The sequence below is a fragment of the uncultured Zhongshania sp. genome (genome assembly GCF_963975605.1).
Lineage (GTDB): Bacteria > Pseudomonadota > Gammaproteobacteria > Pseudomonadales > Spongiibacteraceae > Spongiibacter > Spongiibacter aquimaris.
On sequence record NZ_CAXBHN010000011.1, the window covers coordinates 45167 to 69480 of the forward strand.

The 24314-nt window shown below is 49.5% G+C and carries 19 protein-coding genes; 15 read left to right on the forward strand and 4 right to left on the reverse strand.

Going from position 1 to position 24314, the window contains the following annotated elements; all coding sequences use genetic code 11:
- Nucleotides 1–40: 40 nt before the first annotated feature.
- The 15 genes from AAC007_RS10910 (at nt 41) to AAC007_RS10980 (ending at nt 19188) form a co-directional block, all read left to right on the forward strand.
- Entirely contained in the window at nt 41–241 is a 201-nt protein-coding gene (locus AAC007_RS10910; protein ID WP_295872418.1) for a hypothetical protein, read from the forward strand.
- Nucleotides 241–1017, forward strand: a complete 777-nt coding sequence (gene bcsQ / locus AAC007_RS10915) for a cellulose biosynthesis protein BcsQ (RefSeq protein WP_295872416.1) — start codon at nt 241–243, stop codon at nt 1015–1017. The genes AAC007_RS10910 and bcsQ overlap by 1 nt, the downstream gene beginning before the upstream one ends.
- Nucleotides 1010–3670 carry a UDP-forming cellulose synthase catalytic subunit gene (gene bcsA, locus AAC007_RS10920; RefSeq protein ID WP_339676731.1) on the forward strand — a complete coding sequence of 887 codons (2661 nt, stop codon included), beginning with the start codon at nt 1010–1012 and terminating at the stop codon, nt 3668–3670. Before bcsQ ends, bcsA begins: the two co-directional genes overlap by 8 nt.
- A complete protein-coding gene (gene bcsB, locus AAC007_RS10925; RefSeq protein WP_339676734.1) occupies nt 3667–5928 on the forward strand; it encodes a cellulose biosynthesis cyclic di-GMP-binding regulatory protein BcsB in 2262 nt (753 codons plus the stop codon). Before bcsA ends, bcsB begins: the two co-directional genes overlap by 4 nt.
- Nucleotides 5928–7061: a cellulose synthase complex periplasmic endoglucanase BcsZ gene (gene bcsZ, locus AAC007_RS10930; RefSeq protein WP_339676736.1), complete on the forward strand. Its 1134-nt coding sequence runs from the start codon at nt 5928–5930 to the stop codon at nt 7059–7061. Before bcsB ends, bcsZ begins: the two co-directional genes overlap by 1 nt.
- The gene (locus AAC007_RS10935; RefSeq protein WP_339676738.1) at nt 7058–10819 is read left to right on the forward strand and encodes a cellulose synthase subunit BcsC-related outer membrane protein; all 3762 of its coding nucleotides are present in this window, start codon (nt 7058–7060) and stop codon (nt 10817–10819) included. Before bcsZ ends, AAC007_RS10935 begins: the two co-directional genes overlap by 4 nt.
- 71 nt (nt 10820–10890) lie before the next feature.
- Nucleotides 10891–11145, forward strand: a complete 255-nt coding sequence (locus tag AAC007_RS10940) for a hypothetical protein (protein WP_296436416.1) — start codon at nt 10891–10893, stop codon at nt 11143–11145.
- Between the two features lie 8 nt (nt 11146–11153).
- On the forward strand, nt 11154–12476 hold the full coding sequence (locus AAC007_RS10945) for a glycosyltransferase (protein ID WP_339676741.1): 1323 nt from the start codon (nt 11154–11156) through the stop codon (nt 12474–12476).
- Nucleotides 12477–12594: 118 nt separating this feature from the next.
- Nucleotides 12595–13350: an amidohydrolase family protein gene (locus tag AAC007_RS10950; RefSeq protein WP_295872402.1), complete on the forward strand. Its 756-nt coding sequence runs from the start codon at nt 12595–12597 to the stop codon at nt 13348–13350.
- A gap of 246 nt (nt 13351–13596) precedes the next feature.
- Complete coding sequence (gene cbiB, locus AAC007_RS10955) at nt 13597–14538, forward strand: adenosylcobinamide-phosphate synthase CbiB (protein ID WP_339676745.1); 942 nt, start codon at nt 13597–13599, stop codon at nt 14536–14538.
- Nucleotides 14535–15578, forward strand: coding sequence for an aminotransferase class I/II-fold pyridoxal phosphate-dependent enzyme (locus tag AAC007_RS10960; RefSeq protein ID WP_339676747.1), 1044 nt, complete (start codon nt 14535–14537; stop codon nt 15576–15578). The genes cbiB and AAC007_RS10960 overlap by 4 nt, the downstream gene beginning before the upstream one ends.
- Nucleotides 15579–15589: 11 nt before the next feature.
- Complete coding sequence (locus tag AAC007_RS10965) at nt 15590–15952, forward strand: TfoX/Sxy family protein (protein WP_295872398.1); 363 nt, start codon at nt 15590–15592, stop codon at nt 15950–15952.
- 30 nt (nt 15953–15982) lie between these two features.
- Nucleotides 15983–16309 carry a BolA/IbaG family iron-sulfur metabolism protein gene (locus tag AAC007_RS10970; RefSeq protein ID WP_295872395.1) on the forward strand — a complete coding sequence of 109 codons (327 nt, stop codon included), beginning with the start codon at nt 15983–15985 and terminating at the stop codon, nt 16307–16309.
- 7 nt (nt 16310–16316) lie between these two features.
- The gene (locus tag AAC007_RS10975) at nt 16317–17267 is read left to right on the forward strand and encodes a rhodanese-related sulfurtransferase (RefSeq protein ID WP_339676751.1); all 951 of its coding nucleotides are present in this window, start codon (nt 16317–16319) and stop codon (nt 17265–17267) included.
- Nucleotides 17268–17499: 232 nt separating this feature from the next.
- The gene (locus AAC007_RS10980) at nt 17500–19188 is read left to right on the forward strand and encodes a wax ester/triacylglycerol synthase family O-acyltransferase (RefSeq protein WP_339676754.1); all 1689 of its coding nucleotides are present in this window, start codon (nt 17500–17502) and stop codon (nt 19186–19188) included.
- A 51-nt stretch (nt 19189–19239) separates the two neighbouring features.
- On the opposite strand, the gene AAC007_RS10985 is transcribed toward AAC007_RS10980, so the two are convergent.
- From AAC007_RS10985 to AAC007_RS11000, 4 genes are all read right to left on the reverse strand, one after another.
- The gene (locus AAC007_RS10985) at nt 19240–19881 is read right to left on the reverse strand and encodes a flavin reductase (RefSeq protein WP_339676756.1); all 642 of its coding nucleotides are present in this window, start codon (nt 19879–19881) and stop codon (nt 19240–19242) included.
- 236 nt (nt 19882–20117) lie between these two features.
- Nucleotides 20118–21641: a diguanylate cyclase gene (locus tag AAC007_RS10990; protein WP_296436426.1), complete on the reverse strand. Its 1524-nt coding sequence runs from the start codon at nt 21639–21641 to the stop codon at nt 20118–20120.
- Nucleotides 21642–21765: 124 nt separating this feature from the next.
- Nucleotides 21766–23154, reverse strand: coding sequence for a multicopper oxidase family protein (locus AAC007_RS10995; protein ID WP_296436427.1), 1389 nt, complete (start codon nt 23152–23154; stop codon nt 21766–21768).
- A 24-nt stretch (nt 23155–23178) separates the two neighbouring features.
- The gene (locus AAC007_RS11000) at nt 23179–24294 is read right to left on the reverse strand and encodes a DUF1513 domain-containing protein (protein WP_296436428.1); all 1116 of its coding nucleotides are present in this window, start codon (nt 24292–24294) and stop codon (nt 23179–23181) included.
- Nucleotides 24295–24314 lie beyond the last annotated feature (20 nt).

A 24314-nucleotide genomic window follows, 5' to 3' on the forward strand; every position in this document is an offset into this window, starting at 1 on the left:
CATCTTTCACGTATGTTGGAAAACAGTGAGGAGCACTGTGTTGTCGAATAGTAGCCGCGATATTAATACCGCATATAGCGCCTTTGGTGATGATGCCTCTGGGTATCAGGAATTGAGTGAGAATGAGTACGTTCTTTCTATATTGATGAAGTGGCCTGCGCTCGCACATATGAATGGATTGGAGCGTAATCCCCCGCTGCGCAAGGATGATAAAATAGGGACATCTGAGGGGACCCCCTAGTGCCGCTTGTTATTATTTCAGGACAGCGCGGTGGCGCTGGTGCAACGACGGTTGTGTCGAATTTAGCGGCGAGTCTGCAAAATGCAGGCGAGCAGACCCTATCTATTGATTTGCATCCAGATAATCAGCTCTGCTTGCACTTTGGTGTGTCGCAAGAGTGTATCAGTGGTTGGGCACAGGCAATTGCTACCGGAGCGGATTGGAAGCAATGTGCTTTCCAGGCCAGTGATGGGCGACGTGTTTTGCCATTTGGCGAACTAGCACCCTATCAATTCAAGCGGTTTCGGGAAGTGTTGATGTCATCGATAAAGTCGATTGCGGATACATTTGCTTTGCGACAGGACGAGTGGGTGTTGATTGACATGCCGGTGGATCGCCAGCAAGCACTCAGCGATAATTTGATTAGTGAATGTTATCAAGCGATATATGCACTGGCCGATTTTAGTTTCTATGTTGCCCATCCAGATTTGGGTACGTATCGGCTGCTAAAGCAAGCTGCGTTGAATGGTGAAACCCTAGCTGACAAACAGCTCTATCTTCTCAATGAAGTTGATACCAATTCAGCATTGAGTTTGGATATTGAGTTGCTGCTAAAAGCAGAGTTCGCGGCGCAGGTTTTGCCGGCATCTATTCACCGTGACACCGCTGTGCCAGAGGCAGCGGCGTATATGACAGCTGTTAACACGTATATGCCTAGCAGCCAGGCGAGCAGTGACTACCATTCTCTAGCACTTTGGTGCTTGGGGCGTTTAGGCGAGGACGCTGAAAATGCCTAAGGTGGTTGACATCAGCGAGTTGCATTCCGGGGAACTCATACCGGTAATGAGGCGCTATTACGCTAGCCGAATGCTCGCATTTCGTGGACTTAAACCCTATCGACTGGCCGGCTTTATAGTGGTCCCGCTTTGGCTGAGCCTGTGTTTTGTGTTTCTAAAACCGACCATCGCCGGTGTGGAAAGCTGGAGATTGCCTCTGGTCTATTTTCCCCATATCAATTTTAGTCGGCCTCGGGTTAGTGATCTATTTCGATTCCTGATTCAACTCTGCTGGGTAATCGTTGTTCGGCAGTCGCCTCCGGCACGGACCCGAATAGGTGTCGATGGCGCGGAACAGCCTTCCGACGAGCCTTTAACATTGCTATGGCGTTTTATCTCTAAATGTAAGGCGCTGCTGTTTGCTAATGTACTTACACGGAGTATGAGTCGTTACATTCAGCAGCTCGAGTCGCAATCTACGACTACAAGTAAGACACCATCGAAAAAGCCTGTTTTTCTGACAGCGCTAGCGAGAACCTTAGTCGGGGTCTTATTAGTCATATTGGCGTTGATGAGTTTCACTGTGCCACTGACAGTCGAAGATCAATTTATTTTCGTCAGCCTTTTGTTCCTTCTTGCATACGCACTCAACCGTGTTCCCGGCCACCTGCCGCTGATGTTAATGGTGGGGATATCACTGCTTGTTTCCGGCAGATACGTCTGGTGGCGCTGCACCTCGACCTTAAATTTCGATGACCCAATTGGGCTGGTTTTTGGCATTGGTTTGCTAATGGCGGAGGCCTACGCCTGGCTTGTTATGTTGTTGGGCTATGTGCAAAACATCCGGCCGCTGCACCGAGGCACCGTCACCTTACCCGCTGACTCTCGCGAATGGCCAAGTGTCGACATTATGATTCCTTCATATAACGAGGATTTGAGTGTCGTGCGGGCAACGGTATACGCCTGCTTGGGTTTAGACTGGCCTAAAGAAAAGCTACATATCCATATTCTGGATGATGGCAAGCGCGATAGTTTCAAAGACTTTGCCGCAGAGGTTGGTGTGGGCTATATCCGGCGGCCGACCAATAATCACGCAAAAGCGGGAAACATCAATTACGCACTGGCACAAACCAGTGGTGAATATGTCGCGATATTTGATTGCGACCACATTCCCACCCGCGTTTTTTTACAAATAAGTATGGGCTGGTTTTTAAAGGACCCGAAACTCGCATTAATACAGACACCGCACCACTTTTTTTCGCCGGACCCCTTTGAACGCAATTTGTCTAACTTCCGAAAAGTGCCGAATGAAGGCGGGCTATTTTACGGCTTAATACAAGATGGTAATGACCTCTGGAATAGCACCTTTTTCTGTGGTTCCTGTGCAATATTGCGGCGCGGTCCATTAGAAGAGGTAGGCGGTATCGCCGTGGAGACGGTAACCGAGGACGCCCACACTTCTTTGCGATTGCATCGTCGCGGATACCACTCTGCCTATTTACGAGCGCCACTGTCGGCGGGTTTGGCCACCGAAACCTTGTCGGCACATATAGGTCAGCGTATTCGGTGGGCAAGGGGGATGGCGCAGATACTGCGAACTGATAATCCGCTGTTTGGCCCTGGGCTAAAATGGCAGCAACGGCTCTGTTATTTAAACGCTATGCTGCACTTTTTGTCGGGTATTCCGCGCTTGATATTCTTGACGGCGCCATTGGCCTTTTTGATTTTTCACGCCTACGTAATATACGCGCCGGCGATGGTTCTGGTCTTATATGTACTGCCTCATATTCTGCATTCCAGTATTACCAATTCGCGGATGCAGGGAAAATATCGCTATTCCTTTTGGGGTGAAGTCTACGAGGTTGTTCTGTCTTGGTATATTGCGCGACCAACCACGGTTGCTCTGTTCGCACCTAAAAAAGGTAGTTTCAACGTTACCGCCAAGGGCGGCCTAGTCGAAAATTCCTATTATGATTGGGTTATATCCAAACCGTATATGTTCCTTGTCCTCGCCAATTTTATAGGTTTGGGTTTTGGTTTATATCGTTATTTTAATGGTCCGGAGAACGAAATAGGCGCTGTTATCGTCAATATGACCTGGACGCTCTACAACGTTTTGATTATTGGCAGTGCGGTTGCCGTTGCCTCAGAAATGAAACAGGTGCGTCGAGTCCATCGCGTAGACACGAATATACCCGCTAAGGTGAGGTTGAATAGTGGTCATTTAATTCAGGCGACTGTGATGGATTTTTCACTAGAAGGCCTTCGAGTTGCCGTGCAGGATATGAGTAAATTGCCCCGTGGCCAGTTCGATATTGACATTATTTTAATGCGAGCTAATCGCGAGTTTACCTTTCCGATGCGCAGTGTTTACACCCTGGATAATGCTATGGGCTTGCATCTGAAGCCGCTGAGTACCGAGCAAATGACTGATTTTGTGCAGTGCACCTTCGCTCGAGCAGATACCTGGGTGAAGTGGCAGGATTCCTATGAGTATGATCGTCCAATGGCAAGTATGGCTGCGGTTTTCCGCGCTGCGGTATACGGCTATCGACGTCTATTTGCCCTAGCGCCTCGGCCATTGCCCGATATAGCACGGTGGTTAGTGAGGCGTTTTAAATATTTATCTTCCTTTAGTCCTAGAAAAGCGTTGCCGAGAGCAGAACAGCTATGAGTATTGCTAGAGTCCGTATTATAGATATCTTCGTGTTAGCACTAGTGATGCTTTCACCGTTTTCCTACGGAGAGCCGTTGTCGACATTGGTCGACGAGGAGCCTCCAATTATAGAGCGTGACTTTCCGCTAAGTGATATCGGATATGGCGGCTCGATTGAATTGCAAGGCAGTAAGAGCGACACCCATATCGGCTTTGGCTCGCGGCTCGATGAAGTGATTACCGGCGGCGAGTTCGATCTCCGTTTTACTAGTTCACCGGCCCTGCAGGCGAAATATTCCCATCTAAAGGTGTATTTTAATCAGGAGTTAATGAAGGTTATTGCCATCGAAGAAGGCAAGCAAGGGCAGATGAGCGGTGCGACAATACCGTTGGATTCGCGGTTTTTTGCAAATTATAACCAGGTTCGCATTGAGCTTGTTGGTCATTTGGATCTTGAATGTTGGAATCCCGACGATCAAAGTATTTGGGCAGAGATAAGTAAAAGTAGCCGTTTGCGTATCACGTCGCGAAAAATTCGCTTACGCAATGAGCTCGGTTTTCTTCCCGCGCCGTTTTTTGATGAAAGAGAATTTACTAAATTAGTATTGCCGGTGGTTCTGCCCAATTCCCCCAGTATTGAGCTCATCAAATCTGCCGGTATCACTGCATCCTATTTTGGCGCTCTGTCACAGTGGCGCGGCGCCGAGTTTCCAGTTCAGATTGATGCTGTGCCCAGCCAGCATCAGCATGCCTTGGTTTTCATGACGAACGACCAGCGGCCGACATTTTTAAAAGATTTTCCGCCAGTAAATAAGCCTACGCTGCAGGTTATTAGTCACCCTGAAAACCCCTATAGCAAGCTTTTGCTTATTATGGGCCGCGATACCTCAGAATTGCTTACTGCCGTAAAGGGTTTGGCGTTGGGGAATTCGCTACTTACTGGATCGTTGGCGGAGATCAATCGCGCGCTGCAAATTAAGCCGCGTCGCCCTTACGATGCGCCGAATTGGGTACGCACAGATAGAAAGGTCTTGTTCTCTGAATTAGTCAACAATAAGCAGGACTTGCAAGTTATAGGACGCAATGCCTCAGCAGTTAAAATTAGCTTGCAGTTGCCACCGGATTTATTTACCTGGCGGAGTCGCGGAATTCCAATGGACTTGGAGTACCGCTACTCGCCGACGTCGGCTGATTTCGATGGCTCACGTATGAGTGTGTCTATTAATAAGCAGTTTGTAGAGGCTTTCAATTTAAACAGTAGTGGTGTCAGCGGCGGAGAAAATCTAGTCCGAATTCCTCTTGTTGCCGATAGTCTTGTCGGTGGCGAACTGGTTCGAATTCCCGCTTTTAAAGTTGGTAGTAAAAATCAATTAGAATTCCAATTTGCGTTCTCTAGTGTCAGCAACGGTGCCTGTAAAACAGTCCCGGCAGCGCCGCCAAATGCGGTAGTCGACGGCAGTTCTAGCTTAGACTTTTCCGGTTACCCGCATTACATCGAGATGCCGAGCTTGCGTGCATTTGCAAACGCAGGCTTTCCATTTACACGTATGGCGGATTTGAGCGAAACGGTTGTAGTCCTTCCCAGTGAACTAAACGCCAGAGAGATAGAAACCTATCTTCAGTTATTGGGCTTTATTGGCGCTAGCTCTGGCTATCCGGCGGTAGGCGTTGAGGTCGTGAATGACTGGGTCCCGGCGCAATTAGAAGATAAGGATATTCTTGCGATTAGTGTTACACCAGCACTGCGCACCGCGATGGCTGATTCCGATGCCTTGCCGATGATATTGAGTGAAACAGAACGGGTTATCTCTATTCCAGTTCGCAATCGTCAAGCGTCATTGAATATAGGCGAGAGTGGCCGCGCAATTGATAATGAAGTTGCGGACAATGTGAATGTAAGTGCAACAGGTGGTCTAGCCGCCGTGGTGGGCGCCGAATCTCCCTACACACCTGGCCGGAGTGTGATTTCAGTGATGGCCGCTACAACTGATGATCTTGCGAAGGTCAGCGCTGCGTTTAACGATAGTGGCAAAATTTCGGCGATGTTTGGTTCGGTAGCGGTGTTTCGCGAAGATCGGGTTAGCAGCTACCTCGTTGGTGACCGTTACCATGTTGGGAAACTCCCGATATGGCAGTTAATTTGGTATCACTTCTCAGATCATCCCTTCATCTTATTGGCGTGCGCCGCTTTGCTCATTACTATGTTGGTAATCGTGATTTGGCGAATTCTAAATCAAATTGCGGCGATGCGTTTGCGTGCGGGCGAGGATGAATAGTGAAGTATGCTCTGCTGTTCATAAGTGTGCTGCTTGCGTTTCCAGCGTCGGCTGACCCACTTTGCGAGTGGCCCCATTGGGAGTCGTTTAAGGCAGCTTACATCGAAGATGGCCGGGTAATAGATCGCAGTGATCCTCGTCATATTACGACCTCAGAGGGGCAGTCTTATGCGATGTTTTTTGCTTTGGTGGCGAATGACAGAAGTAGTTTTGATCAAGTGCTGGCCTGGACGCAGCGGGAATTGGCGGGAGGCGATCTAGCTGCCTATTTACCTGCGTGGTTGTGGGGGCAGCGCGATTTAGCAGTCACCTCGCGAGGCGGCAAGAAATACGGTGTTCTCGACAATAACTCAGCGGCGGATTCTGACCTTTGGATCGCCTATAGCTTGATTGAGGCGGGGCGACTTTGGCATCACTATTATTACTCTTCGCTGGGCTATTTATTACTAGAGCAAATTCGCCGCTACGAAGTGGTAGAAATCCCCAAGCTGGGATTGAGCCTGTTACCGGCCCCTATGGGGTTTGTTAGTGATGGCGAGTTTCGAGTGAATCCGAGCTATGCGCCGCTGCAAATATTAGATCGTTTTGCCACGCTTTATCCGCAAAAAAACTGGGATAAGGTGTCTGCGAGTGCATATAAGCTACTCTTACAATCCATGCCAAAGGGCTATTCCCCCGATTGGGTAAAAATACCTGCCGGAAGCAATGCTGCCAACTGGGTGTTGGATGTGGGAAGTTATGATGCGATTCGTAACTATTTATGGGTTGGTATGCTAGCCGATTCACATCCGCAAAAGCCGACACTGATTTCGGCGATGAAACCAATGGCCGACGCCGTAGAGAAAAATGATGGACCCCCTGAGGAAATTAATACCAGTACGGGTGTGTATTCAGGTACCGGCCCCGCGGGATTTTCAGCGGCCTTGCTACCATTTTTGACACAGTACGATAAAAAGGAATCGCTTATCCAGCAGCGCGAACGCGCCGCTGGTTTGCTAGCTAATGCCACGGAAAACGAACGCTACTACAGTTCGGTGTTGGCCTTGTTTGGTGTTGGTTGGGATCAAAACTATTTCCAGTTTTCTAAGGATGGCGCGCTGCATACTGCTTGGCAGACGGGGTGTCAGTCTTGAAGTTGTGGCGTTGGGTATACTTTGCGGTCTTCGTGCTACTTTCTGGTTTGCTATATCAGTGGTTTTTTAGCGCTTCACCTAGTTCCGAACAGTCGTCGCCGGCTGAATTTGGCTTTGAAAGCGTGGATAGTCAGGCATTTGAACGCAATGATAGTGACGAGTTTAGCGATGACCCGGTAGTTGCTGATTTAGTAAAGCGAATGCAATTGGCCGATGCGCTGGAAAAACCTGACTTATTAGAAAGCGCCTTAGACCGCTTGTTGTTGCTCGAGCCAAATCATCCTGCGGCGTTTTTTTTTCAGGCGCAAAAAGCCTTAATCAATGATGATGTGGATCGGGCGAAGGCAATTTTAGAGGCGAGAAAATTAGCTGATCCGGACTCCTTGGCGACGCGCCAATTGTCAGCCTACATCTTAAGTATGACTTCCAAACGAAATGCTTTACAGCAAGCGCGTATTTTTCGGCGCGCGGCTCGTTACGGTGATGCACTTACAATATATAAAGCGCTTTTTCCAGATGGTATGCCAAGTTTAAAGCTGGAGCTGGAGCTTCTTGATGTTTTAAGTTTTATCGAAGGCAAGGAAGCGCATGTCTTATCTCGCTTGATCGACTTAAATCGCGAATATCCCGATGTTGCTTTACTTGAGCTCACTCTTGCCGAATTTCAAAGTCGGCAAAACCCGCATGATCCAGCGGCGTTAGCGACATATCGACGACTGGCGCAGGGCGACGGTCTCGGGCGCAGAGCGGCCGACTCGTGGCTGCGAACGCTTGGACGTTTGCCGCTAGGCAGTGCTGTCTTGGCGGACTATGCGCTTTTGGCTGAGCGCTATCCTAGCGATCTCAGTATCCAAAATAGTTACCGCAATGTTTTAAAACAACAGGCAGAAGAACGAGAGCGTTTGAAGGATCCGTATTACCGAGCAAAAAAACAAGGTTTGGCTTTGCTGGAGGCCAATAGAGTTACTGAGGCAGAGCCGCTGTTGCGCTATGCTTTGCGCGGTCGCAGTGAAGATGCTGAGGTGAACGGTGGTGTCGGCACCGTATACATGCGGCGTGGGGATCACGATCGTGCCTTACACTATTTCAAGAATGCGGCGCGCTACAATCAAGATCCAGATATGAATAGCAAATGGGCTAGCTTGATAAAGGCCAGCAGTTATTGGTCAAGTTTGCGCAGAGCTGAGGCGTATATAAAAAGCGGCAAATATCAGCAGGCCCAAGAAGAGCTGAATATTGCTTTAGAAATCGATCCATCTAATCCAGAAACCTATGTTGGTTTAGCGGATCTTGCGATTGCGAACGCTAAGCCATTAACCGCCGATGTTTATTATTTAGAGGCGTTGCGACGTGATTCAAGCAATCGCAGCGCACTGTGGGGGCGTGTGCAATTGCGCCAAGCAGTAAGTGGTCGTCGGGCAGCCTTGGAATTAGCCGACACCGAATACTCCGCGCCACAGCGACGGCGTATTGCCGAGCAATTGCAAAGCCTTAGAATTGACGAAGACTTGGAAGCGCTTGCCGGAATTAATCCGCAACGCAATCGCGACGGCTACATTGCGGCGATTAATCGTGTTCTTGCGAGGCAGCCAACGTCACCCTGGCAACGTTCTGACTTAGCAACGGGCTTAGTAACAGTGGGGGAACAAGCTCGCGGTGATGCCCTTATGGCGGATTGGGCAGATAAAGATAAGAGCGCTGAAATGCGCTTTGCCTATGGTTTGTATTTATCTGCTCGTGGCGATGTAAAGCGTGCGGTGTCGGTATTGGAGAGTATTCCCGCTGATCAGCGCAGTGCCGCAATGCAAAGTAATTTAATGCGTCTATCGTTGGAGCAAAATTTGGCGGGTATACAGGCGCCGATTAGTGATAACTCTGTGGAGCGCAGCCGGCAGCTTGATCAGTTGATAAGCCAATACCAGTCGCAACCAATTGCGCTGCTGCGCTTGGCAGAAATATGTGTTGATCTGGGTGAGCGGGAGCGCGCTGAGGATATCGCGCGCCGATTAGTACCCGAGGATTCATGGGCATTTGAATCGCAATTAGACTACGGTCGGTTGCTATTATCTTTAGACCAGTTCGACCAGTTTATGCGTTGGCAGCAGCGCTGGCGTGCTGAGTCAGACTCGCCGGCGGAGCAGGCGCAGTTAGATGATTTGTCCCTTGAGTACGATCTCGCAAGAGCGAGATATTACACCGAACGTGGCGATATGATTATTGCGTATTCGATGTATCAGCGCGCAGCGGAACACACCGGCGCGGGTCAATTGTCGGCACGTATCAGTTTATTAAAAATGTCAGTAAAAATGGCCAATCAAGCTGAGCTAAGTGCACAGAGCGATGCAATACTACAGGGTGGTGATTCGCTCAGTTCCGGTGACATTTTAGACATCGCTCAGCTGCTACATGACGCTGACGCGACATCGGAACGAGATAGATACATGTCGCTGTTAGAAACCCGGAGTGACCTGAGTGCGCAGCAGCTTCGCCAGGCGATGTTGCTGGAAAAGTCTGCACGGGATTGGGACGCCAGTGAAAAATATGCCTATGCCGCATTGCAGCAGGTGAGGGTAGAAGACAACCCAGCTCTAGCAACACAGCAGCTGAGTCAAAAACAACTCTATCAGTTAGCTGACGATGACTACTGGTTAACGAGTAGTGTTAAATCGACAATTGATGACATTCGTGAAAGGCGTGACGGCTACATTAAATTCGGTATAGACCACAATTTCCGAAGCGGTAGTGATACGACATCGCAAATTCCGGTAGAAGTGCGCTGGCCAGTGCCGTCCTTAGATGGTCATTTATTATTCCGCGTAGATTATGTCAGCGTTAAGTCTGGCACAGTCGATTACCTGGAGCCAGGTGCCTCGCCACCGACAACGATAACGCGCGTACCATTTTCGGAATCCGCCCGCGGTATGGCAATTGGTGTCGGTTGGGAGGCGGACAAGTGGCACGCCGATATTGGGACTACGCCTATCGGTTTTCGCGAGTCTAATATTGTCGGTAGTGCAGGAGTAAAAGGCAGCCTCGGAGACGTCGGCTGGAATGCGGTTTTATCGCAGAGACCAGAGGTGAGCTCGACACTATCCTACGCGGGAATGGAGGTGCCCTTAGGTGCCAATTTTGCAGGAGCCGAGTGGGGGGGCGTCATTCTAAGTGGTGCAAAATTGGGTTTGAGCTATGATCTTGGTGGTGCCAATGGCTATTGGGCAAGCTTGCAATATCATTTAATTACGGGTGATCAGGTCGCAGACAACACGCGAATTGGTTTGCTGGGTGGTGTATATCATCGGGTGATAGACGAGGAGGATCGTAAATTTCGCGTTGGTTTGAATGTATTGCATTTTCAGTACGACAAAAATTTAAGCGAAGATACCCTTCAGCATGGTTCTTATTTTAGTCCACAAAATTATATCTCGGTGTCATTGCCAGTTCGATATTTTGGCCGACACGGTTCTAAATTGTCATACCTTTTAGGCGCCTCTATCTCCAATTCTTGGTCTAGCGAAGATGCGCCTTATCTACTCGGGACTGGTAGTTCATCCGGTGGCGGTTTCGGTTATTCAATTGAGGCTGCTCTGGAAAAGAGAGTCAGTAAACGCTGGTATGTTGGTTTGGCTGCAGATATACAGCGCGCAGATTTTTATGAGCCAAACCATGTGGTGATGTACGCAAAGTATACGTTTAATGATCGCTGGCAGCCAATATGGACACCACCAGAACCGCCAATTCCCTACAGTGATTTTGATTAATTATTTGCGCACATCAGGCACTTTAGAAATAGTGGGCTGAGTTTGTCGTTGCTGTTTTGAGGGTTTAGAAAATGTTTCCCATACTTGTTCTGTTCGCGTTTTTTACTCTGCTGAGTGCTTGTTCTAACCAACCTTTATCACATCAATCAAATGCCGAATCCGTTGCTGTTGGTGATGACCGCGACGTAAAAGGCTGTATTCGGTCGGCTGGCTATTCATGGTGTGAGTATACCGCGCAATGCGAGCGCCCCTGGGAGCTCGCTAAGGAACAGGGTTTCGCACTTGAAAATGAAGGCTTTGCGAATTTTTGCGCCGAGGCTAATTAAGCAAAAATATGACCGATCTCTCGCATAACGCAAACCTCGATGCTTTGGATTCGTCCTTGAACGTGCTGATTATCGGCTATGTTTGGCCCGAGCCAAACTCCTCTGCTGCCGGGCGTCGAATGATAGATTTGATCTCGGTGTTTAAGCGTCGTGGAGCGAGGTTGACTTTCGCGAGCGCGGCACAGCGCAGCGAGCACAGTGTTGATCTAAGCGAAATGGGCGTGAATGCGGTAGACATTGTCTTAAATTGTGCGAGTTTTGATGAGTTTGTTAGCGGATTAAAGCCCGATATCGTGTTGTTCGATCGGTTTTTTACCGAGGAGCAATTTGGCTGGCGTATTGAGCGCAGCTGCGAGTCAGCACTGCGTATATTAGATACTGAAGATTTACACTGCCTGCGTCACGCTCGTCATCAAGCTTTAAAACAAGGTCGCGATGTGCAGCGCAGCGATCTTTATAGTGAGCTAGCGCAGCGTGAAATCGCAGCCATTTGGCGCTGTGATCTCAGTCTGATCATTTCTGAATACGAACTCGCACTATTACAAAATACCTATGGCGTAGCAGCTGACATATTACATTATTTGCCCTTGCTTTCGACCTTGAGTGACGAGGGCGCGGCGACATGGTCGGGGTTCGACAGGCGTGAACATTGCGTTGTGATCGGCAATTTTCGCCACGCGCCAAACTGGGATGCGGTGCATTATTTGCGGACGGCTATTTGGCCAAAAATTCGCCAATCTCTACCTAAGGTCGAATGCCATATTTACGGTGCCTATCCACCACCCAAGGCCCAGCAACTGCACAATGACAAACTCGGGTTTTTAATTAAAGGCTGGGCAAAAAGTGCAGCCGAGGTAGTGGGCGGCGCGCGTTTATGTCTGGCTCCTTTGCGCTTTGGCGCGGGCCAAAAAGGTAAGTTACTGGAAGCCATGGAGTGCGGTACGCCGTCGGTAACTAGTGATATTGGTGCCGAGGGAATGGGTGGTGACATGCCTTGGAGTGGGGCGGTGGTAGGTGGTTTGCCACCATATTCTGATGCCTTTGCAGATCAATTTGCCGTTGCGGCGATAAAGCTATATCAGTCAGCAAATGACTGGCAGATAGCGCAGTTTGCAGGTAAAAATTTAATTGCTTCGCGCTTTGATCGCGATGTGTATTTGCCCTTGTTTGAACAGCGTGTAGACCTATTGCTGTGCAGCCTAGAATCGCATCGCCAAAGCCATTTTAATAGTATTATGCTGCGTCACCAGACCTTAAAAAGTCACCAGTATATGTCCCAGTGGATAGAGGCTAAGACACGTTTAGCCGCTATTGATACCGACGTTCTTTGAGCATTGCTTTTATCCTTTAAATCTGCGAATGTTGATGGGCTTCACAGAATGCCTAAAAATTAATAATAAAAGTAGCGGATACGCAGGCGGGAATACTGCTGGCGGAGGTGAGAGCAGTATGCAGCACATGATTTTTGATGCCCATCTACACATTATTGACCCCGCGTTCCCTCTGGTCAGCAATGATGGATTTTTGCCTGATGCGTTTACAGTAGACGATTATGTTGGGCAAACCGCGGCTTTAGGTGTTGGTGGTGGTGCAGTTGTTTCTGGTTCCTTTCAGAGTTTTGATCAAAGTTATTTAATCACCGCGCTTGCTGCTTTGGGGCCGACCTTTGTTGGCGTTACTCAGCTGCCGTACTCGGTAAGCGATGAAGATCTATTGTTGCTTGCCAGCCATGGCGTGCGCGCGGTGAGATTTAATTTGCGGCGCGGTGGTTCTGAGAGTAGCGCCTATCTGTGTGAGTTTGCTCATCGCGTATACGATTTATTGGGATGGCATATTGAAATCTATGCTGATTGTAAATCGCTAACAGATCTTGCTGGTAAGCTTTGCAAACTTCCCGCCATCAGTATTGATCATCTGGGTTTATCAAAAGAAGGCTTACCTTTGCTGTATCAACTGGCTGAAAGTGGTGCCAAAGTTAAAGCAACAGGATTCGGTCGGGTCGATTTTGCTGTCAGCCAAGCGATAAAGCGCTTGTTTGAAATCAATCCCGATGCCTTGATGTTTGGTACAGACCTTCCGTCAACTCGCTCTCCGCGGGCTTTTAATCCCGTTGATATTGAAATTATAGGCAACGCTCTCGGCGATGCTGCCGCTAAAAAGGTCCTTTGGGACAATGCCGCTGCCTTTTATCGTTTAGGCGTCTGAGTTTGATTGGTCTTAGCGGTTGACCACCTTTATAGAGTTCATTAAAGTCCCCGCCACAATTTTCTACTTTTGCTGATAGTCCTGCCAGTGGCTGCTTGCCTGCATGATTTTGACCTCGGGTTCTGCGAGCTAGGCCCCAGTCAGCGTGAATGAGTAAACTATGGATTTCCCAGCGCGTGGTGTAAATGATCAAATGGTCATAAAGAAAGCGTTTGCCGCTTTGACGGTTTTGATGGGTAATGCCGGATGGTGAGTAGTGCAATGTACATTGCCATGGTTTGGTTTAGCGCGCTGTGCTTGGATCGTGTTTTCGGCGAACCGCGGCGTTTTCACCCTTTAGTAGGCTTTGGGTATTTGGCGAAATGGGTCGAGCTCGGCTTAAATCGAGTAAATTCTGCTTTGCTGCAGCGCGGATTAGGTGTTTTCGCGTGGAGCCTATTGGTTCTGCCACCGGTAATTCTAGTGTGGCTATTTCGTCATTACCTTGAGGAGTTTTCGGCGCCCTTGGTGTTTTTAGTGGATAGCCTTGTGCTCTACTCAGCGATAGGCTGGCGCAGTTTGTGCGAGCATATTCGTCCAGTCGCTCAGGGCTTGGCCGCCGGCGACTTAGCTGAAGCGCGCTTGCGGATAAGCTATCTAGTCAGTCGTGATACGGCGGAGTTAAACAGCGACCAAATCCTATCGGCTGGTTTGGAGACTAGTCTGGAGAATAGCAGTGATGCCTTATTTGGGTCCTTGCTTTGGTATTTGTTAGCTGGCCCTGCTGGGGTTGTTTTGCATCGTTTAGCTAATACCTTGGATGCGATGTGGGGTTACAAAAACAGCCGCTATCGCTACTTCGGATGGTGGGCCGCTCGCAGCGATGATGTGTTAAATTTTATTCCCGCCCAGCTTACCGCGTTTGGGTTTAGTGTATTAGAGCTGTCTAAACGTGGCTTTAGATGCTGGTTCAGCCAGGGGTGGCGGTGGAAAAGCATCAATGCCGGCTCCGTTATGGCCAGCGGTGCCGCAGCCTTAAACATCAACTTAGGTGGCGTGGCGACGTATCACGGCGAAACCACAGAGCGACCGATATTGGGCTGTGGTATGGCGCCTAAGGCGGGTGATTTGGAGCGTAGTATCGTCTTGATTAATAAACAATTACTGTTGTGGCTTGTTGTTATGGCACTTGTCGGAGGTCTGTTGTGAGCGACTCTCGGTATGTGGCGCCTAGTCACGGAGGTGACCCGCGAAATATACCGGCGAGTGCTTCCGCTCAGCCAATGCTCGATCTGGCAACGGGGGTGAATCCCTGGCTGTGGCCGGTTCCCACACCGCCAGTCGAGTGCTACTCAAAACTGCCGTATTTTAGTGAGGCACTGCAGGCAGCGGCGGCGGCGTACTACGGTGTGCCGGCACACTGCTTGTTGGCGACGGCTGGCAGTCAGCCGCTGATTCAAGAATTACCTTACATTGCTGCCAAGGGACGCGTGCTGCTAGCAAAGGTTGGCTACGAAGAACACCGTTATCGCTGGCACTTGGCGGGGCATGAAGTGCGGTGCTTTGATCGGTGCGGACGCGACACAGTAGCCGAGCAAATTCGCCGAGACGCCATTACACATTTAGTGCTCATTAGCCCGAATAACCCAAGTGCGGAGCAAGTGTCGATAGATGACATTCGCTATTGGCGCTCACTTTTGCCGGCAAATGGCTTGGTTGTAGTCGATCAGGCTTTTGCCGACGGCAATCCAGAGAGCGATGTGTCGGCATTAGCGGGGGAGCCGGGTATCGTTTTACTGCGTTCAGTTGGGAAGTTTTTTGGATTACCTGGGCTTCGCTTAGGCTTTGTGATCGCGGAGTCCGGTTTATTATCCGAGTTAGATAACCGTCTTGGCCCCTGGGCGGTGAGTGGCACAGCACAGTGGATAGGGGGGCGCGCCTTGGCTGATGTCGAGTGGCAAAGTCAGATGCGCAGTAAATTAGCAGAGGCATCTCTGGCACAAAAAGACTTGCTCGCAGCAACGTTCGCCGATTGCGGCGTGCGCTGTGTGAGTTCGGCCCTGTTTATCACCTTAATTATGCCCTTGGCCCGCGCTCAACGCCTGCAAGCTGAGTGCTATCAAGTTGGCCTGTCAGTGCGGGTTTATCAATGCGACGATCTCGCTTATATGCGTTGGGGTTTAGCATCCGATATAGAGGTATTGGCCGAACGTTTAGGCCAGCTTAATTTAGCTGAGCTGGCTGCCTAGCGGAGTTGTTTATGGCGTCTGAATCTGCGTTTCTCCGCTATCTTTTGGATCAATTACAGTTAATTGGTCCAGTCGTCGGTCGTAAGATGTTTGGCGGCTATGGCGTGTTTTTAGACGGCCTGATGTTTGGCTTGATTATGGAAGACACCTTGTATCTGAAAATCGATGGCGATAGCAAACAGGACTTTGAGGCGCTGGGTTTGCCGGCCTTTACCTATCCTCGGGGAAACAAAGAAATAGCGCTGTCGTATTATCAAACACCTGAAGAAGCGCTAGATGATGTAGAAATGCTGTGTACCTGGGCGAATCGTGCTTATCTCGCAGCAATTCGCTCAGCGGCGGAAAAGGGCAAGAAGTTGACTAGGCGTGTATAATACACGCCGATTTATACGCGCGGAGTCCCCATGTCGGTTATTCAAGAAAGCATCACCAGTAAGCTGACTGCGGCTTTAAATCCGCAGTACCTCGAAGTGGTTAACGAGAGCCACATGCACAGCGTACCGCCAAATTCTGAAACCCATTTTAAGTTGGTGATCGTCGCTTCGGTGTTCAGCGCCAAGCGCAAAGTTGCGCGTCAGCAGAGTGTGTATCAATTGCTGGCGGAGGAGTTGGCCGGGCCGGTTCATGCCCTGGCAATGCACACCTACAGTCCGGAGGAGTGGCAAAGCAGAGCGGCGCCGGCCCCCGACTCTCCAAATTGCTTGGGCGGCAGTAAAAAGGACCAAGGGTAAAAAGCATATGGATCAGTTTGTTGTCGCCGCATTATACAAGTTCGTTAGCCTTCCTGATTACCACGAGATTCGTGAACCGCTGTTAGAGGTTTGTATTCAAGCTGGTGTCAAAGGGACACTGCTACTGGCAAATGAAGGTGTAAATGGCACGATTGCTGGCTCGCGCCAGGGCATTGATACAGTGCTCAACTACTTGCGCGCAGACAGTCGTCTAGCAAATCTCAGCCACAAAGAGTCCTTCGATACGAGTCAACCCTTCTACCGAATGAAGGTGAAGTTAAAGAAAGAAATTGTCACGATGGGGGTCGACGGTATTGATCCCAATGAGGTCGTGGGCAGCTATGTGAAGCCTGCAGACTGGAACGCTTTGATTTCAGACCCCGAGGTGTTTCTAATCGATACCCGCAACGATTACGAAGTTGAAATTGGCAGTTTTCGCGGCGCAGTTGATCCTAAAACGACTAGTTTTAGAGAGTTTCCCGAATATGTGCGCGAGCACTATGACCCGCAAAAGCACAAGAAAGTGGCGATGTTTTGCACCGGTGGTATTCGCTGTGAAAAGGCGTCGGCCTTTATGAAGCACGAGGGTTTCGACGAGGTTTACCATTTAGAGGGCGGAATTCTAAAGTATCTGGAAGAAATACCCGAACAGGAAAGCTTGTGGCAGGGGGAGTGCTTTGTCTTTGATAACCGCGTCTCTGTTACCCACGGTCTGCAAATCGGCGAGCACGATCTCTGCCACGGTTGTCGCCGGCCAATAAACGGTGTGGATAAAGCTAGCGAGTACTACGAAGAAGGTGTGACCTGCCCAGCGTGTTTTGATGTGGTAACAGAGGATCAAAAAAAGCGCTTTCGCGATCGCCAAAAACAGGTTGAGTTGGCGCGATTAAGAAACGAAGAGCACGTTGGTGCGCCGCCGCCAGCACGTCAGCGCAAGGCACGGGTAGAGAAACCTTAAGTACGCTACGCGTCGGTTTTAAGCCTTCCGATACCTGTTGAATACGAGTGCAAGTCGAATTTGCAGGTATATCTAGCATCATTTTTGTGCCCGAATGCGATATCTCATTTGAATTACTTTGATCCTCATTAAATTCATGTACTATGCTTCAATAGCCCGTTTTGTCTGGTCTGTGAGCTAGGGTCTGTGAACAGGCCCTAGACGCAATTATTACAATAAGAGGATTTGGTGCATGAAGCAGCTTGGCGTTTTGGATACCGCATTTATTAACCTTGAGCATCCTAATACCCCTCAGCATGTTGGTGGTCTTGGTATTTATGACCCGTCAACTGCGCCTGGTGGTTTTGTGCGGTTTAAGGGGGTTATTGCCAATTTTGAGCGTCGCCTACTGAAACATACTATTTTCCGTTCGCGTTTGCTCAGAGTGCCCGGCAATGTCGATCGCCCGTATTGGGTGGAAGATGCCAACTTTGACGTTGAATTCCATATTCGCCATATCGCCTTGCCGCAACCAGGCGATTGGCGCCAGCTTTGTATCTTGGTTGCGCGCCTTCATGCACGCCCCTTGGATATGAATAGGCCGCTTTGGGAGGCTTATATCATAGAGGGTTTGGACAATATCCCAGGTGTACCTAAAGGCGGTTTTGCTATCTACACGAAGATGCACCACTCCTTGGTAGACGGTGCTGGTGGTTCCTCGATTATGTCGGTGATCCATGATCTTGAGCCTGATCCAGCCGCTGTGCCGCAGGGGCAGCAAGTCGTAAATGTGGATGTATCTCCGGGCGTCATGTATTTGACCGCATCGTCAGCGGTAAATAACGTTAAAAATAGCGTGAAAATGCTGGCCGGCGGTGTTGGTGTTTTGCGTGATTTGGGCAAAATGGCTGTGGGAATGGCGCAAAAGCGAATTCCGATTCCGTCTATTAACTCGCCGAAAACACGCTTTAACACGCCGGTAGGACCTTATCGTGTATTTGAAGCAGCGGAATTCCCTTTACAAGATATTAAATTCTTAAAAGATGTTGCCAATGTAAAAATCAACGATGTAGTTCTTTGCATTGTTGCAGGTGGCTTGCGGCATTATTTACAGCATCACAATGAATTGCCCGATGAAAGTTTGTCCGTGTCAATTCCGCTGGATATGCGTACCCGTCGCGGTATGACTGATGAAAATAATCAGATCGGGTCGGTGTTTGTAGAATTACATACCAATGTGGCTGACCCTTTAGAACGGCTTAAGGGGGTTTATTCGAGTTCACAGGAAGCCAAGGTGTTTGGTGAAAACTCACCCTTGGTCGACGTGCTCAAACTGGCAGGTGTGTTGTCGCCTGCGCTCACAAAACCGCTGGTAAATAGCTACTCCAATAATAAATGGACTCGACATTTACCTTTGGGTATTAGCTCGGTTGTCTCTAATGTTGCTGGCCCGACTTTCCCGCTTTATTCGGCGGGGGCGCAGATGGTCCGCTATTACGGCTTGGGTTTACTCACGCCAGGTGTCGGTTTATTCCATCTTATCTTTAGCTCCAACGGAATTATGACCATGTCGATTCTGGGTGATCGCGATGCGATGCCCGATCCCGCCTTTTATAGAGAGTGTATTGAAAAATCCTTTACTGAACTTTTGAGCGCCGCGAAATCAAGTCAGTCTGAGAAGAAGCAACCTGCAGTTGCTAAAAAGGCGGTGAAATCAGCGGCGAGTAGCGTGGCCAAAACCCCAACGAGAGCCCAGGGGGCTTCGGCAGCAAGTACGGCAAAGAAAACGGCAACTAAGCGCAGTGCAAAATCCTCGCTCACAACGCCGGTCAAAAAGCCGATTGTTAAAAAAGCAAAAAGCGCCGCGGCAGCAAAATCCGCATCATCTAAAGCGCAAAATGAGGACGATGGTAATGTGGTCCCCATTAAAGTGAGCAACTGATAATTTGCGAAAAGTGTTTTAACGGTGGCGGGTAGTTCATGCCCGCCACAGCTATTTTTCCACGTTAATTTCTTGCGGCCATGAATCAGTTTTTGCGTAGCTAAAACGCATTACTTTTTCAATCACGGCATAGCTATCGAGGCCTGTCGCGGCGATTGTTTCATTGCTTGCGATATCTACAAAACCATCTTCCCCCAATACATCCTCAGCGAGTTCTATTAGTTTAATTTCGCCAATAATCAAATGCGTGTTGTTTATTGATAGCAATTGATGCTCTACAAGCTTGAGACCAAGGCGAATAGTAGACTGGGCGACAAACGGCGCGGGAAAGTCACTAAGATATGTTTGTGAAAGACCGCTGGCTGCAAACTCGCTCTGTTCCGTCGGGTAGCGTGCAGAAGTTTGGTGTGCCGCCGCGATATCAATTCTATTTACATGATTTAGGGTGTAGTGACCGGTAGACAGTATATTGCTGAGGGTGTGTCTCGCACTTTCACTGGGGCGGATAATTAGCCCGATGAGCGCTGGACTGGCCCCTAAGTGAAATACAGACGACATGATTGCCAGATTGGTATTTCCTGTTAGATCTTGACTGCCCACCAGCAGGGCTGGCTTCGCGCCGAGCACGCTATTGATAAACCTGCCGCGATACCGTTTTTCCATTTTCGCGATGTCGTCTTGCCTAATAATCATCGTGGTCTTGCGTCCTTTATTGCTGTTTAAGTCCCGTCAAAAATTCGCTTTGCATAGATTGATAGTCGCGCAGGCTATGACGGTTGATGATTAAAATACGCGGTTCTAACGGTCTCGGATTTTTAAAATATCTTAAGGGTAGAAATCTGCTTAAGCTTATCCAGCTGCGGCTTGCTAGTAGGGATATTGGGTGGCGGGGAGCTGTTTTTCAGAGAGGGGTATTGCTGTGCTATGACTTATTCACTAACTTGATTTCTTCCTTGGTGCTTAGCTCGGTAAAGCGCGTCATCAGCTTGAGTTATGAGGGTTTCAGCGCTTGATGTTTCATTTATTACTAGGGTTGCCACGCCAGCACTGACGGTGACCCGGTCTGATATTGCATTACCTGAGTGGGGAATATTCTGGTTGTCTAAGGCGGTGAGGGCACGCTGCGCAAGTTGAATGGCGAGCGCTTGATTGCTGTCGAGCAGGACAACGATAAATTCTTCGCCACCGGTGCGGGCAATAACATCGGTTTCACGAGTGAAGGTTTTACTTAGAATTTTACTGAATTGTTTTAGCACCTTGTCGCCGCCATCGTGGCCATAGGTGTCGTTGTATTGTTTAAAGTAGTCAAGATCAAAGACGATGGCGCTGAGCGGCATTTCCTTGCGTTTGGCAACACGTTGATTAAATTCCAGCTGTTCTTGAAAGTAGCGGCGATTGCCAATGCCGGTCAATGCGTCTTCATAGGAATAAATGGACAATTTTTCTGTGTGTTGAGATACATGTTTTAGAAGTTCGTTGCATTCCTTGACGAGCAGCCCGAGGTCGTCATTGTTTTTGTACACTAAGTGTTTATTGTAATTATTGGTTTGGCGAATGATCTGCATAGTGTTAGAGATACGTCGCACCGGCGTAATCATATTGTAATACAGGTATATAAAAACAATGCTCCATGACGCAGCAACGGCAAGCATGGCCACCATGAGGGTTGGGCTGAAGGTGTCGTCGTCAAAAGCGCGGGGGGCGGTTTTGAATCGCAGCGAAATGAGCGGCTCGCCGTCATCGCCATAAACTTGAGTGAGCAGGGTGTCGTCATTGCTGCGTACACCTAATTCCACGTTGTTTGATTTAAGTTCCTCTTTGAGTGTTTGTTCCGAAATAGCCTGGGCGGATAGTCCCAGAGCTTCAGTAAAGCTTGGAATCATTGTGTGATTTAAGCGACGAACGGCGATATAAACCGAGGGTAGCTTTTTGCTACTCCAGCTCGCGTGGCCAGCAGCGTATGCAATAGGCCCATCGGCCTTTGATTTGTATAGTCCCGAAATAGTGGCGAGGTTATGACGTTCCAGCTTAGGCAATATGTGAGCGAGTATCTCGTTCAAGGCCTTTTGCGAGGGTGCTGAATTGTCTCGGTCAACAAATTCACCCGCCTGAAGTAGCGCATTTTGGCCGCTGTCGTCGGCGAGAATGAAATAGTCTAGTTCTTCGTAACCACCAATCTTGGCAAGATGCTGAATAATTGGCTGCCAATTTATGCTGCTGTCGAGAGACTCTAATACACCTGCCGCGGCGTAAATCCGTTTAATACGACCTTCTAAATTTAGCCGATATCGGTCTAGGGCTTGGTCGAAGCGCTGGATGTCACGTTGATCAGACGCTCGCTCAATCGCTAGAAGGTCGGGGTTGAGAATGTAGTCGCGCGCGAGCAGGGCAAGGACAAAAATGACGATGACATTGCCAGCGATTGTTAACAGCGCGCGCTTTAGAATCGGCATTGTAGTTTTTATCTTGCCCTTGGATAACGGTACGGTAAATTGATAGTAACGCGTAAGCCGCAAGGTGCATAGTACTTGGAGACCTCCCTATTGTGCTTACGTGTCACGCCTTTGTACTCCAAGCCTACGCGATAGTGATATACCCCATTAAGCCGGTTTTCATATGCTCTATAACGTGACAGTGGAACATCCATTTACCTGGGTTATCGGCGACAAAGGCGATTTTTGCCCGCTCGTTCTTTTCTAATAATATGGTGTCGGTATGAAAGGGAGTGATGTCCTTTTTGTCAGACTCAAGCACCGTAAATATTAAGCCGTGCAGATGGATCGGATGGTGGTGGGGGGTGGCGTTGTGGAGTTCGAAAATATAGCTTTTGCCAAGGCTAAGTGTCGCGAGTGGCTCCGGTAAATGTTGATGGCTGTGGTCACTCCATGCGCGGCGATTGATTAGCCAAAAGCTATGATCAACCTGACCTTTTGCATCGCTCGGTGATAAGGCGCCAGCCCACTCAAATACAAAGCTTAATGACTCTGCTGCACTCAAATCCGGTGCGGGTATAGGGTTTATCGGCAGGGCGGGAATACCGACTTTTTTTGTCGTCTTGGTTTTGGGTGCCACCGTTTTTAAACGGCAGATTTCAACTCCAAATCGACCCTTCATATCGAAAATTGGTATTTCAACACCAATTTCTTCGGGACAAATAAAACCTGCGTCGAGACGCATGCCGGCGCCGGTTGGGTGAATATCGAGGGGAAGTGGTGCGGCAATTGGACTTCCGTCGATCGCGATAATGTAAGCGGCATTGCTGCGCATACTTAAATTAAACACACGTGTGTTGTCCATATTGAGAAAGCGCAGGCGCAGTCGCTCACCGGCAGGGACCTCTATTGTGGGTTTCTGCATACCATTCACGGTCGCTATGGTGCCGAGAGTACCATCGCGAAAGGCTTCCCTCGGTATCGACAGCGGCAAATAGCTGCCGTCGTTTTTCAGTCGCCAGTCTTTTAGACCAAGAATGACATCGTGGTAGTCCTGCGGTGTATCTTCTTCAACAATCAGTGCCCCGACTAGCCCCTTGCCGAGTTGCTCGACACTGTTCATATGCGGGTGGTACCAGAACGTACCGGCATCTGGACAGGTAAACTCGTACAGGAAGGTGCCGCCGGGGGGAATAGGGGGCTGTGTGAGGTTGGGTACACCGTCCATGCTGTTGAGGATCCGGATGCCGTGCCAATGTATGGTGGTGGCTTCGTCGAGCTTGTTAATAAACTTGATACGCAGAAGTTTGCCCTGTTTAGCTCGTATCACCGGGGCTGGAAATTGCCCGTTAAAGCCCAGAATGTCGGAGTCTCCGCCGCTGGCAATGCGCGCCTTGGCGGGCTCCGCCGTTAAAATATAATCGTAGTGCTCACTGCCAGCCTTGTTTGCTGAACTCATGGCGAGTGTCAGTGTTGGCAAATTGGCACCGATTAAGCCAGCGGCAGCGGTTTTGATAAGGGTTCTGCGTTTCATGTGTTCTCCGAGTGCGCCCTGTGTTTACACGCGCAGGGTCAAATGGTTGTCCCAGTGTGTTCCCACACTGTAAGCGAGCTGGGTCAGAGTGCGTTTACCGGGCACTAATGCCAGGAGTTGACCGTCGCCATTGCTCAAAATAAATTGTTGGTAGGCGGCGTCGTAGACGGCGCCGGCGCAATCGCGAACTGTCCACACCTGCGCCAAGCTTTGACTTTGCATATTCCACAAGCAGACCACATTGTCACGCGGACAGCTCGTCACCGCCCATTCGCCGTGATCATCAATCGATACGCTGGCTATGTAGTCGCGTTGAAAATGCAGTGCTAACTCCGCTGTGTTCATAGCATATAGGGCTTGGCCGCGTCGATGCAGATAGACCAAGGGTTTATCTGAGGGCAGCTTACCCTGAAACTGCGCACCTACTAAGACACTGCCATCTGGACTGACATCTAAATGGCGCAAGCTGAGTTGGAAGTGCGGGGCGGGGACCTTTTCGATTACCCGCTGGCTGCTCAAATCTAAGTAGTGTAACGCCGGTGCGAGGTTTTCGGGGTTCAGCGTGGTTCGGCCTCTGCTTGGCAGCGTTTTAATGCCGCCGATGGCGATGACTAAAGTGTCGCCATCGGGCATTAAGGCGAGATCGTGGGGGCCAATACCTTCGCAATCCATGTGGCCAATGCAGCGATAATTCTGTTCACAATCGTAAACGCCAATACAGCCGGCACCGTCGTCATGGATATTATTTTCAGTCGTGTAGAGATAGCGTCCGTCAGCGCTGACGCAGCCGTGGCCGTAATAGTGGTATCCATCTTCGCTTTGGATGGCGTGTAATACGCTGCCATTCTGGGCGTCGACAACGTATAGCTCGCGGCCGGGGCGGCGCGAGAAAAACAATAATTCCTGGCGTTGGCGATGGAAAAAGCTGTCGTGGCCGCGATGTTGGATTGGCTGTGAATACTGCCAGCTGTCTGCCTGCCAAACGCCAATACGGTTGCCGCTGCGGTCGCTAGCGGCACTGATAATAGGGCTGAAGTCACTACCTTGCTTTTTGGTTACCCGCAGCTCTCGGCTAGCAATGATTGCAGCAGGCGCGCATAGCAGCGCGCTACTGGCGATTAAAAAATGACGTCGTTGCATTTCGATACCACCGAAAAAAA